The organism is Gammaproteobacteria bacterium, assembly GCA_011375345.1.
Lineage (GTDB): Bacteria > Pseudomonadota > Gammaproteobacteria > DRLM01 > DRLM01 > DRLM01.
Genome location: DRLM01000010.1, coordinates 1 through 12,921, shown reverse-complemented (window position 1 = coordinate 12,921; position 12,921 = coordinate 1). Strand labels below are relative to the sequence as shown.

Annotated in this window: 10 protein-coding genes and 1 pseudogene; 4 read left to right on the top strand and 7 right to left on the bottom strand. The window is 61.7% G+C overall.

Features of this window, described 5'->3' with window-relative positions:
• Window positions 1-581, bottom strand: a pseudogene (locus ENJ19_00830) (PCRF domain-containing protein).
• 232 nt (window positions 582-813) lie between these two features.
• Between ENJ19_00830 and ENJ19_00825 the strand changes: the two are divergent.
• The 4 genes from ENJ19_00825 to ENJ19_00810 all read left to right on the top strand — a co-directional run bounded on the left by ENJ19_00825 (window position 814) and on the right by ENJ19_00810 (window position 7,472).
• The gene (locus tag ENJ19_00825; protein ID HHM04271.1) at window positions 814-5,163 is read left to right on the top strand and encodes an RHS repeat protein; all 4,350 of its coding nucleotides are present in this window, start codon (window positions 814-816) and stop codon (window positions 5,161-5,163) included.
• A 154-nt stretch (window positions 5,164-5,317) separates the two neighbouring features.
• The gene (locus ENJ19_00820) at window positions 5,318-5,638 is read left to right on the top strand and encodes a hypothetical protein (protein ID HHM04270.1); all 321 of its coding nucleotides are present in this window, start codon (window positions 5,318-5,320) and stop codon (window positions 5,636-5,638) included.
• Window positions 5,639-6,172: 534 nt separating this feature from the next.
• Entirely contained in the window at window positions 6,173-6,748 is a 576-nt protein-coding gene (locus ENJ19_00815; GenBank protein ID HHM04269.1) for a thioredoxin family protein, read from the top strand.
• Between the two features lie 241 nt (window positions 6,749-6,989).
• Complete coding sequence (locus tag ENJ19_00810) at window positions 6,990-7,472, top strand: hypothetical protein (protein ID HHM04268.1); 483 nt, start codon at window positions 6,990-6,992, stop codon at window positions 7,470-7,472.
• Between the two features lie 176 nt (window positions 7,473-7,648).
• Here ENJ19_00810 and ENJ19_00805 read toward each other — a convergent pair whose 3' ends face one another.
• The 6 genes from ENJ19_00805 to bamA form a co-directional block, all read right to left on the bottom strand.
• Window positions 7,649-8,809 carry a lipid-A-disaccharide synthase gene (locus tag ENJ19_00805; protein HHM04267.1) on the bottom strand — a complete coding sequence of 387 codons (1,161 nt, stop codon included), beginning with the start codon at window positions 8,807-8,809 and terminating at the stop codon, window positions 7,649-7,651.
• A 9-nt stretch (window positions 8,810-8,818) separates the two neighbouring features.
• Window positions 8,819-9,589 carry an acyl-ACP--UDP-N-acetylglucosamine O-acyltransferase gene (locus ENJ19_00800; protein HHM04266.1) on the bottom strand — a complete coding sequence of 257 codons (771 nt, stop codon included), beginning with the start codon at window positions 9,587-9,589 and terminating at the stop codon, window positions 8,819-8,821.
• Window positions 9,586-10,026, bottom strand: coding sequence for a 3-hydroxyacyl-ACP dehydratase FabZ (gene fabZ / locus ENJ19_00795; GenBank protein ID HHM04265.1), 441 nt, complete (start codon window positions 10,024-10,026; stop codon window positions 9,586-9,588). The genes ENJ19_00800 and fabZ overlap by 4 nt, the downstream gene beginning before the upstream one ends.
• A gap of 124 nt (window positions 10,027-10,150) precedes the next feature.
• Window positions 10,151-11,185, bottom strand: a complete 1,035-nt coding sequence (gene lpxD, locus ENJ19_00790) for a UDP-3-O-(3-hydroxymyristoyl)glucosamine N-acyltransferase (protein ID HHM04264.1) — start codon at window positions 11,183-11,185, stop codon at window positions 10,151-10,153.
• Window positions 11,186-11,202: 17 nt separating this feature from the next.
• Complete coding sequence (locus tag ENJ19_00785; protein ID HHM04263.1) at window positions 11,203-11,745, bottom strand: OmpH family outer membrane protein; 543 nt, start codon at window positions 11,743-11,745, stop codon at window positions 11,203-11,205.
• Window positions 11,739-12,921 (bottom strand): outer membrane protein assembly factor BamA (bamA, locus tag ENJ19_00780; GenBank protein ID HHM04262.1); only part of this gene is annotated, 1,183 nt, incomplete at its 5' end. The genes bamA and ENJ19_00785, both read right to left, overlap by 7 nt.

The window sequence follows — 12,921 nt, the reverse complement described above, 5'->3', positions numbered from 1 at the left end:
TGCGCAACCAACCGTAGGCATACTCGCCCTCAAACCGCACCGTGGCGCTTTTGATGCCGGCCACCTCACCTTCGGACAACTCGACGATCTCCGTGGCAAAGCCCCGCCGTTCCCCCCAGCGCAAATACATGCGCAGCAGCATATTGGCCCAGTCCTGCGCCTCGGTGCCGCCGGAGCCGGCCTGGATATCCAAAAACGCATTGGCGGCATCCATTTCCCCGGAAAACATCCGGCGGAATTCCAGCGCCGCCAGGCGCGATTCCAGAGCGTCCAGATCAGCCATGACCGCGCGGGCCGTCTCCTCATCGTCCTCTTCGGCGGCGATGCGCAACAACTCGCCGGCATCTGCCAAACCGCTGGCCAGGATGTCGAGACTGCGCACCACGTCTTCCAGGCGCGACCGCTCGCGCCCCAGTTCCTGCGCCCGCTCGGGCCGGCCCCACACGCCGGGGTCTTCCAGCTCCCGGATGACTTCGGTCAGGCGCTCTTTCTTCCCCGCATAGTCAAAGATACCCCCTCAGCGCATCCACGCGCTCCTGCATCTCTTCGATGTGCTTAAGTGACGGATTGATTTCCAGCATTGCAGCGGTCCGCAGCTCCCGAAAAAACGCGTAATAATACTACACTTCACCGTGCTTATCATCAGCGGGTTGGGAAACCTGCGGTGGGCGCCATTGAAAAGGCTTCGGGAGATGGTACTATTTCTGAGCACAGCTATGCTTTGACCCAGAAAAACACACAACAACGGTGAACGTGAGAGGCCACAATATACGTCAACCGCCAAGACCGGTTGGCAGCCTGGCAATTACTGGCTTGAAGGGAAAGACTCAGCACGGCATGTTGTTTTGTGTGCTCTTGCTGGCGGCGTTTTTCGCGGCAAGCCAGCCTGCTGGGGCAGCGCCGGTCACCGACTGCCTCGATCTGCGGGCCCTGAGCACCACCCAGATCTGCATGGGCGCGGAGCGCAGTTGGGTGCTCGCGGGTGATGACACGGTGGCCATTCCCGACCCCCAGGCCAGTTCCCCCGTCAAACTGACTCTCAACGGCGATACGCTGGAAATCCGGCTCATTGCCACCAGCGGCAATCCCGACGGCATCGACAAGTTCTATCTCACCAGTGGCAACCTCTCCCTGCTGCCCCCTTTCGCGCGGCTCGACTCTCCCGGCGAAATTCTCGGTCCCTACACCTATGGCGCACCTGCCACCGGCCGTACCATCACCCTCGGCGCCGCAGAGCTGAACACGCTGTTCGAATGGCAGAACAGTGCCGGCGGCATTGTAATCCTCGAAGAGCAGGTGGGGCGGACCATCGACAACCCCGGTGTCGAAACGTTCACGGGCGTTACCCTTGCGGGCACTCCGCCACCTTCCCCCCCCACCTCTGCAACCGCCACTTCCGGCGCCAATATCGCCGGCAGTTGTGCGGTGGGTGATCCAATCAACACCTACACGGGCGAGCTGGTCGAGACCGGCACACCGGATATTGATCTCGGCGGACCGATGCCGCTGCGCTTCTCCCGGTATTATGCCTCGGGCCTCAAAGCCGCCAACATCAGCGGCCCCCTGGGGGACAACTGGCTGCACAACTTCGCATGGACACTGACCAGCAACGGTAGTACCGCCGACGTCATCAGCAACCAGGGACGCCTGATCCGCTTCACCAAGAACGCTGCACAATGGTCGCTTTACAGCAGGCAGGATGTACCCTACCAACTGGTGGAAGACACCAATACAGGACAATTCACCCTGGCAGATCCTTCCAGCAAGCGCAGCTACCGCTTCAGTGCGGCAGGGCAACTGCTCGCCATTGACGACAACCAGGGCGGCACCCATAGCCTGGCCTACGATGCCGGTGGCCGGCTTGTGTCCGTCAGCGACGGGTTGGGCCGCACGCTCAACTTCACCTATGATTCCACCAACCGGCTGGTGGGCGCAGGCGATGGTCAGGGGCGCACCGTGAGCTTCACCTACAGCGGAAATGACCTTGCCAGTTTCACTGACCTGAACGGAAACACCACCACCTATGCCTATGACAACGGTGGCCTGCTGACCGCCATCACCCTCCCGGCAGGCAACACCCCCTCCCGCCAAACCTGGAACGATGCCGGCAAAGTGGCCGCCCAAACCGATGCCCGGGGCAACACCACCACCTTTACCTACAACGAAGCCGACACCACAATAACCGACGCCCTGGGCAACACGACGGTCCACACCTACAGCACCACGGGGAAACTCGAACAGGTCGTCCGCCAGGATGGCACCACCTTCTCCCTGTCGTCCAATACCACCGGCCAGCGCAACGGCATCACCGATTCCCTGGGGGGCACCACCCGTTACACCTATCATGCCCCCAGCGGGCGCATCGCAGCCATCACCCACGCCAACGGTGCCACGACCTCATTCGACTACACCGCCCGGACCACGAGCGACGGGATTACCGTCTATGACCTTACCGGGATCACCCACGCCGACGGCACCACCAAATCCCTTGCCTACGATGCGACAGGCCATCTTGTCTCGTACACCGACCAGGCTGGGTTCACCACCACCTACACTTACAACAGCCACGGCCAGTGGCTGACCCATGCCAACCCGGCCGGCGGCACAAACACCCGCATCTTCAACAAAGACGGCACCCTGGCGAGCCAGACTGATGCCGCCGGCAACACTACCACCTTCGGTTACGACACCCAGCGCCGGCTGATGACCGCCACACTCACCGACGGCAGCACCACGACCCTCGCCTACGATGACATGGACCGTCCCGTCGCGCTCACCGATCCCAAGGGCAGAGCCACCCGCTTCGAGTGGAATGCCAACGGTAACCTGGCCACCGTCACCGACCGCACGGGGGCGGTCACCACCTTCACGTTCGACGCCATGGATCGTCTCAGCACGGTCACCGATAACTACGGCAACATCGGACGCGTGGACTATGACGAACTGGGCCGGATCGCCGCAGTCACCGAGCGCAGCGGGAGCCGCATCACCTTCGGCTATGACCAGCAAAACCGGCTGACCGCCCTTACCGACGGCAACGGCAATACCTGGCGCCGCAGTTTCGACGCCGAAGGCATCCTGCGCAGCACCACCACCCCCCTGGGCAACGGGATCCGCTTCACCTCGAACGACATGGGACGCATCACCGCCATCACCAGCCCCCTGGGCAACAAGTCTCAGCTCACCTACGACCTCATGGGGCACGTCACCCAGACCATCGACCCCCTGGGATACATCCGCACCACGGACTATGATCCCCGCGGTCTGCCCACGAAACGCACCCTGCCGGAGAACATCAGCGCCAGCTACAAGCACGACGCCCTGGGCAATATCACCGCCGTCACCGACCCCGGCGGCAATGACTGGCGACACACCTTCGACAACGCCGGGCGCCTTACCAGCAGCAGCGATCCCCTGAGCCGCACCACGGCCTACACCTACGACCAAGGCAATCGTCTCAAAACCGTCACCTTTCCCGGTGATCTGGGTACCCGGTCCGACGAATATGACGCCAACGGCAACCTGATCCGCCAAATTTACTCCGACGGCACCGAACTCAGCTTTACCCACGATGCCGAGGATCGCCTGACCGGCGCCGACGGCCTCACCTTGAGCCGGGACGCACTCGGGCGCATCACCGCCAGCAACGGACTCGCCATCAGCTACGATGCCGGCGGCCGCATCGCCGCCATAACCTACGCCACCGGCAAGACAATCACTTACCGCTACGATGCCAACGGCAACCTCACCAAAATTACGGATTGGGCGGGAGGGGTTTCCACCTTCACCTGGGACGCCGACAACCGCCTTACCGCCATGACCCGGCCCAATGGCATCACCACCACCTACAGCTATGATGCCGACGGCCAATTCACCGCTATCACCCACGGCACCCTGGGCAGCATCACCCTCACACGAGACGCGGGCGGCCGCATCACCGCCGCCAGCCGCGACCTGCCCCAGGCCGCCTCCGCCACCGGCCTGGCCGATACCACCCACAGCTTCGACGCCGCTGCCCAGATATCGAGCCCCGGCCATGTCTACGACACCCTGGGCCGGCTCACCGACGACGGCACCACCACCTACACCTGGAACCTGGCCTCCCGGCTCACCGCCGTGGGCACCACCACCCATGCCTACGACGCCCTGGGTTACCGCACCCGCCGCACGGCTGGCGGCATCACCCGCGACTACGTGTGGAACCACGCCCTGACCCTCCCTGCGACAGCCATCGAGCGCGAGGCGGGCACCGACCTGCGTTACTACATCCACACCCCCGACGGCGCCCTGCTCTACGCCATCGACGCCGCCACCAATGCCCGCCACTTCTACCACTTCGACGAAAGCGGCAACACCCGCTTCGTCACCGATGATGGCGGTGTGGTGATCGCCAGTTATGCCCACACCCCTTTCGGGGTGCTGCTGGGCCGAAGCGGCGACCTGGACAACCCCTTCACCTGGCAAGGGCAATGGGGCGTCTACGACGACGGGGATGGCCTTTACTACATCCGCGCCCGCTACTACGACGCGGACAGCGGAAGATTCCTCTCCAGGGACCCTTTGCACATGGCCCGCCGGGAACTCACCGGCAAACCCGCACCCGCGCCCGAACACAGCCTCAGAATGCGGCCCCAGGATGCGGCGCAGCCCTTCACGGATCCCTTCACGGATACCTTCCCCGGCATCGGCGGGGACGATGAACTATTGAATCCGCTCGCCCTGAACCCCTACACATTCGCCTACGCGAACCCGATGTACTTTCACGACCCGGATGGAAAAGAGCCCATAACCATCGTGGTAGTGGGTGGCGCGATAGTGGCTGCAGGAAGCGCCTTGTACCGGCTGGGGAAGTGGTTCGAATTGACTTATCTCGAGAAGAAAGTGGGGCAGGAAAACGGCAGGCTGCTCGATGATACGGAACTGCAATACCGTTCCATCGACGAATGCACCATGGATGAACTCCACGAGGAAGTGGTGAACGTGGTTTCCACCCTCCCAGGCACAACCGCCACCGGACCCGTTCACGGCGCTCCCGTCGACGATGTCACACAGTTTGCAACCCAAACCGCCATAACGACCACAGGACTGGACCGCCCCGCCGCCCAATCTCCGGGGATTCTGTCCACGGCATGGAATTATTGGAAACAAAAACTCGGATTATGAGCCCCAGGCGGCGGACCGGATCGGTCCTTTCGGCAAGGTGACACGCGGCTCTGTGCCGTGGCCCACGGGCCACGCAACAAGACAGACCAGAAGCAGGAGAAACAGCATGGTGACGACAGGAAGGGTTCCGGTACTCGGCTGTATTCTTGGCGCAATGCTGTCGTTGACGCCACCGGCAAGCGCCGAAACCTACACCTACGATGCTGCCGGCCGCCTCACCGGCGTCACCTATGACGACGGCAGCGCCATTGCGTACCGCTACGACGCCAACGGCAACAGGCTGGCCCGTGCAGTCACCGACAGCGGTGACCCGTCGAACGAAGTCGCTGACAACAGCCGAAAATCGGGCGGGACAGGTGCTCTTGGAGGCGCGGTCCTGTTGATACTTCTGCTCGGGACAGGCTTGGGATGCATGCGCAAAGCGGTGAAATCGGGCGGGCGTGGGGTGTCGATATTCTGGCCTTCTGATTCATGATCCCGCCTTGCACAACAACGGTGACCAAGAAGGAAAATCAGGGCCAGCCCGGCCGGGGCCGTCAACCTGGCACATCCCTGTACCGCACCATTAGACGATTTTGATCGCCGGGTTGACAAAACATAACAATCCGGTGAATCGCTACAGTTTTTTGCCTGTCCCTGAATCTTTTCCCAAATGGCATCAAAAGGAAAAGGGCTCTGCCCAGCAAAGCAAAGCGCTTTGATTTCCGGATAAGACCGGAGCGGAAAACGAGAAAAGGCGCGCGCTGCTGGGAAATGAGGCAAATTCCGGGACCTGGCATCCCCCCCGGCCGGCAGGAACACCCTTGGCAGGATGTTGGAAAAGCCCCCCTCCTGGTCTTTTTCAAGGCCGGCAGGAGCGTCGTGGTTCGGCGGGGTGACTTGTCCGGGAATCAAAATCAAGGTGAGGTGGACACGTGGCCTCCAAGGCCTCCAAAATCGGGTACACTTTCGCCCCAGGATTTCAAACGCTGTCCGGCGCAGCCCGCGCTGACGTCTCAGGGAGATCAATATGGCTCGCACCCCCTCCACCATGCTGGAACTCGGCACACCAGCGCCGCAGTTTCGCCTGCCAGACACCGATGGAACCTGGGTGTCACGGGACGATTTCAAAGACGCCCGGGGACTGCTGGTGGTGTTCATGTGCAATCACTGCCCCTATGTGCTTCACATCCGGGAGGCACTGGCGGATTTCGCCAGGGAATATCAGGCCAGGGGGCTGGCGATGGTAGGTATCAATGCCAACGACGTGGAGCGTTATCCGGACGACAGCCCGGAAAAAATGGCGCAGGAAAAGGCCAGGGCGGGCTACAGCTTCCCCTACCTCTTCGATGCCACCCAGGAGGTGGCCAAAGCCTACCGCGCCGCGTGTACGCCGGACTTCTTCCTGTTCGACGAAAGCCACAAACTGGTCTACCGGGGCCAGTTTGACGATGCCCGCCCCGGCAACGACGTGCCCGTCACCGGGCGCGACCTGCGCGCCGCCGCCGCTGCCCTGCTGGCAGGACAACACATTGACACGGACCAAAAACCCAGCCTGGGTTGCAACATCAAATGGAAACCGGGACAAGAACCGGATTATTTTTAAGTGCCTCCAAAAACCCGCTCCAGCCGGCGATGGCAAGGGAAAACCGGCGAAAAAGCGCGCGGCATCGGGCACAAGAGCGGGTTTTCAACGCCGCCGGCGCGGCTTCATTGGATTTCAGCAGACCAATTGGGGGCCCTTCAAAGAAACAGGCGCTGTTTCAGCAGCGCCGCAGCACTTCTTACAAACGCTAGGCAGGCATGACGAGACAGCGCCTTGACAGCGCGGCAGACCGGAAACGATCATGGCGGAATTGGACGATTTATCCCCTCCACCCTACACGGCCATCAAGCCGGGCCTAATTTGCCTGGGCCTGTCGCTGGTGCTCAACTTCATCGTCGGTTTTTACGTCGCCTTTCACACACCGGGCATCGGCACGCTGATCGCCTGGCAGGCCCTGGTCATCGTGCCCACCCCGTATTACATTTTCGCCGCCCTCGGTTTCATACTCACTCACATGTATCACTCCACCCTGATCACGAGAGTGTTCAATGTCGGCGGGCTGGTGATTTTCATCGACTGGTTTCTCGCCAACTTCTACGCCGTATCCGGCGACACCCTGGCGGATCAGCTCCGCGACGGCATGGACGCTAATTTAATATTCACCGCCGCCCTGGCCGCTGTCTTTTGCATCATCATGCTCATCGTCGCCCAGTTCACCTGGGATGACGTGGAAGAGAATGATTTCGAAGACGATGAGGACAATGGAGATTCTTCTTTGCGTTAGCTTCCGCTCTGCACCATGGCAATAGCTCCCTGCACCGCGTTTCAGGCGCTGCCACCCCTGCGCGGAAAAGGTGCGCCGGCGGCAAAACGACGCCGCGGCCGGGTGGTGGATACAGGGGGCTGTGAGCGCTAAGGCGGCACTGACGGCCGGCCACCCGCGGGCGGGGTGGCACGGATTCAGCTCATGCCGGGCGGCGCATGACGCGCGGCCAGCAACGCCAACACCGCCTCGGCGGCCGCGTCGTCGGCACCCTGCCGCAGTTTGCGATGCAGCGCCTGGAAGCGGGCCCGCGTGCGGCTTAGCGCGTCGGGATCGTTCAAATACCGGAGCACGTGCTCAGACAAACCTTGCGCGGTGGCGGCATCCTGGACCAGTTCGGGAACCAGCCTGTCGTCCGCCAGCAGGTTGGGAATGGAACAATAGGTCACCCTGGCCAGGCGTTCCACCAGCCAGAAGGTGAGGGGCGACAAACGGTAGGCCACCACCATGGGACACTGCGCCAGCATGGCTTCCAGAGTGACGGTGCCTGAGGCAACGATGGCGGCATCGGCGGCGGTCAGCACGTCGCGGGCGCGGCCGTCGTACACCGTGACGGGCAGGGGCGTGGCCAGCGATTTCAGGCATTGGCAGAACAGCTCGCGGGTCACGGGCGTGGCCAGGGGCACGGCGAAATGGATGTCCGGCCGGACCGTCAGCAGACACTTTGCGGCCTCCAGAAACAGGCTTCCCAGGGCCTTCACCTCCGTGGCCCGGCTGCCGGGCAGCAAGGCGACGATTTTCTTGCCCGGCGGCAACGCCAGGGCCTCGTGGGCGGCCACATGGGCGGCCGCCAGGGGCATGGCGTCCGCCAGGGGATGGCCGACCACGCGCACGGGCACACCCGCGGCCTCATAGTAGGGCGCCTCAAAGGGAAACAAGGTCAGCATCAAGTCCACCGCACGCTTGATCTTGTGGATGCGCCCCTGGCGCCAGGCCCAGATGGAAGGGCTGACATAGTGCACAGTGGGAATGCCGCGGGCCTTCAGCCGCAGTTCCAGGCCCGTGTTGAAGGCGGGCGCGTCGATGCCGATGAACAGATCCGGTGGCTCCACCTGGTAGCGCTGCAGCAGTGCCCGGCGGATACGGAGAGCCTCCGGCACCCGGCCGAGGATTTCCACCAGGCCCATCACCGACAGGCGCTCGGCCGGAAACACCACCTGACACCCGGCGTCCATCATTCGCGGCCCGGCGACCCCTTCGAAGCAGATATCAGGCCGGCGGGCGCGGATGGCGCGGATCAGACCGGCGCCCAACAGATCGCCGGAGGCTTCTCCGGCCACAATGGCAATGCGGAACATAAAGACCGGCTAGCGCACGATACCGCGCCGGGATTTTTCGAGAAAGGTCACCATGCGGGCGACTTCCGGTTCCTCCGGGCTGAAGGCTTTGAGCTGTTCAATGGCATTTTTGAAGGTGAGGCCCGAGCGGTAAAGAATCTTATAAGCACGGCGCAGATTGGCAATGGTCTGCGCGCTGAAACCACGCCGTTTCAGGCCTTCAATGTTGAGGCCGTGGGGCGCGGCGGCGTACCCCCCCACCATGACGAAGGGCGGCACGTCCTTGGCAATGCCGGCGCTGAAAGCGGTAAAGCAATGGGCGCCCAGATTGCAAAACTGGTGAACCAGGGAGAAACCGCCAAGAATAACGTAATCCTCAATTTTCACGTGCCCCGCCAAAGAGGCGTTGTTGGCAAAGATGGTGTGATTGCCCACGATGCAGTCATGCGCGATGTGAACATAGGCCATGATCCAGTTGTCATCGCCCACGCGGGTCAGGCCACCGCCCTGCACCGTGCCCCGGTTGATGGTGCAGTATTCGCGGATCACATTGCCGTCACCGATTTCCAGCCGGGTGGGCTCGCCCTGGTATTTCTTGTCCTGGGGATCGTCGCCGATGGAAGCAAACTGGAAAATCTTATTGTTACTGCCAATGCGGGTGGGGCCTTTGATGACGACGTGGGAGCCGATCTCACAACCCGGCCCGATGACCACCTCAGGACCGATCACGGCAAAGGGACCGACCCGGACATCAGCGGCCAGCTCCGCCCTGGCATCAATGACGGCGCGCGGATCAATCAAGCCGGAACATCCCGCCGGGCACAGGTGATCTTGGCGCTGACGGCCGGCTGACCGTCCACTGTCGCCTCGCCGCTGAACATCCACATGTCCCGGCGATGGCGTTCCAGGCTGACGGTCATAATCAAAGTGTCACCGGGCTCCACCGGACGCTTGAAACGAACCTTGTCCACGGCAGCAAGGTAAAAAGTGATGCCGCTGGCGGGGCTGGTGTCGGCGGTTTTAAAGGCCAGTATACCCATGGCCTGGGCCAGGGCTTCGATCATCAGCACCCCCGGCATTACCGGCCGCCCCGGGAAATGGCCGGGAAAGAAGGGCTCATTGACGGTCACGTTTTTCAGCGCCACCAGCCTCTCCCCCGGCAGGCAGGACAATACCTTGTCCACCAACAAAAACGGATAGCGGTGGGGAAGATATTGCAAGACCTCGTAGATATCCATCGCGCCCTCCCCAGCCGATGGACGTCCTGCTGCAGTTTGCTCGTTCATAGTTGCATCACCCTACCCCGTAACGAAAAAATACATGCGCTGCGCTCTGCCCCGAGCGGAAGCCTTGCAATACAGACTACTTCTCTTCAGTTTTTTTTTCCTGTTTCAGTGTGAATTCCACCCGGCGCAGGCGGCGCGCCATCTCATCCAGATGACGAAAACGGGCATAGTTGCGCCGCCAGGTGCGTGTGGGCTCCAACGGTGTGCCCGAAGAATACACGCCGGCCTGGTGAATGGAATGGGCGACGAAGGACATGCCGGTAATGTGCACATCGTCGGCAATCTCTGTATGACCCACGATACCTACCCCGCCCCCGATGGTGCAGCGCGCACCAATCCTGGCGCTGCCGGCAATGCCGGTGCATCCTGCAATGGCCGTGTGGGCACCGATTTTCACATTGTGCGCCACCTGTATCTGGTTATCCAGCTTCACACCGTCCTCAATCACCGTGTCGTCCAGTGCGCCGCGATCGATGGTGGTATTGGCGCCGATCTCCACATCATCGCCGATCACCACGCCACCCAGCTGCGGAATTTTCAGCCAGCCCTCGCCGTCTTTGGCCAAACCAAAGCCATCACTGCCAATGACCACGCCGGGGTGAATCACGGCGCGCCTGCCAATGCTCACCCCGTGGCAAACCGTGACCCGGGCCACCAACACACTGTCTTGGCCAATGCGGCTGTCCCGCCCGACGATGCACCCAGGCCCGACCAGGACTCCCGCAGCGAGCCGCGCGCCGTCTTCAATGACAGCATGGGCGGCGACGAAGGCCTGTGGATGCACTTCGCTCTCGGGATGAATCACCGCGCTGGGATGACAACCCGCCCCGCCAGGCGGCAGCGGCTGCAACAATACGGCAAGGCGGGCATAAGCCAGATAGGGATCGGGAACAATCAGCGCATTGACCGTGCAGGCGGCTGCGTGCTCGTCCGACACGATCACCGCCGACGCCCGGGTGGTGGCCAGATAGCGGGCGTAGCGTTTGTTGGACAAAAAACTGATATCACCGGGCCCGGCATTTTCCAGGGTCGCCAGCTTGTTGACGATGCAATCCCCATCGCCCTGCACCCGGCCCCCGAGGTGCTGAGCCAGTTCCGACAAGCGAGGCACGCAAACGTATCCGTGAATCAGCGGGACTTGACGGAAGACTTGCGCAAGCGCTCCAAAATGAGTTCCGTCAGGTCAATGCGCGGACTGGCATAAGCAATGCCTTCATAGACGATCAAATCGAACTGCTGCTCGCGACCCACCGCCTCGATAGCATCCTGCACCACTTCCAGCAAATTCGCGATTTCTTCGTTGCGGCGGATGTTCACGTCTTCACGAAAGTCGTCCCGGGCCCGCCGCAGATCCCGCTTGCGGGACAACAGATCACGCTCCAGCCGGCGGCGTTCTATCTCGCTCATGATGGGGCCGTCCCGGGACAGACGCTCTTCCAGGCGCTGTAATTTTTTTTGCTCGGCCACCAGTTCGTCTTCCCGCGCCGCGAACTCCTGTTTTAATTTCTTCGACACGGCCTCGGCCTGGGGCGTGTCTTCCAACAGCCGCGCCGCGTTGACATAGCCGATTTTCGCCTCGGCCAGGACGGCGGGCGCCCACAGGGCGAAGGCCAGAACCCAGAACCAGCGTTGCTGTTTTGCCGATATCGTCACACCTCTGTCCCCTAAAATGCTGCACCGAGAGAGAACTGGAAGATCTCGGTATCGTCTTGCGCCTGCTTATTTAACGCTTTACCGAAACTGAAAGTCAACGGTCCCAAAGGCGACAGCCAAAGGGCCGACACGCCGGTGGAATATCGCAACTCGCTGCCGTCAAAGTCGTCCACCGAGGCGAACACATTGCCAATATCGAAAAATATACCAAAACGGAATGAATTGGTATCCGCGGCAAAGGGTGGCGGGAAGAACACTTCGGCGCTGGCCAGGGTTCTGAATGCGCCACCCAGGGCGCGGCCGTTCTCCTTGGGACCCAGGGAATTGGCCCGGTAACCGCGCACGGAACTGATACCGCCGGCGTAGTAATTTTCAAAAAACGGGAAACCCGAGGTGTCGCCGTAGGCTTCACCGTAGGCCACGTCCCCCTCCGCCACCAGCGTGAAGTACTTGTTAAGCGCCTGATACCAACTGGTGCGGGAAGCAAGTTTGTAGTAAGTCACCCCGCTGCCGGGCACGGCTGCATCCAGCGACAGGCGCTGCAATATGCCGGCATCAGGGAAAAAGGCTCTGTTACGGGTATCGTGAGACCAGGACAGGCCCAGCTGGTACACATCGAATTCGTCCTTGTTGTCATTGATATAGTTGACATAGGCCTGGGGCGTGGTCGACAGGGTTTTCAGTTTGGTGTGCTCCAGCCCCACAGAGGCGCGCAGGGTATCGTACTCGCTCAGAGGGATGCCGTAGTTCACGTTGCCGCCATAGGCATCGGAAGTGAAATCCGCCACGTTGGCGCGACCGGCATCGGTGGTGCGCCAGAACAGCCGGAATCCGCGGCTGACACCGTCCTGAGTATAGTACGGGTTGGTGTAGCTGAAGCTGTAGATGGTGTTGACGCGGCTGTTGTTGATCGTCGCGCTCACCCGCTTGCCGGTGCCGAGAAAATTATCCTCGCTGACACTGGAGTTCAGCAACAGTCCCTGAGACTGGGAAAAACCAACACCGAACACAAAACTGCCGAACGTGGAGCGCTCCTTGACGTTGAAGTTCACATCCACCTGATCGTCCGTGCCCGGCACCGCAGGTGTCTCCACGTTCACTTCTTCGAAATAGCCCAGCCGCTGCAGGCGCACCCGCGAGCGCTTCACCTGTTCGGTGGAAATCCAGCCGCCTTCCAGCTGCCGCAGCTCCCGC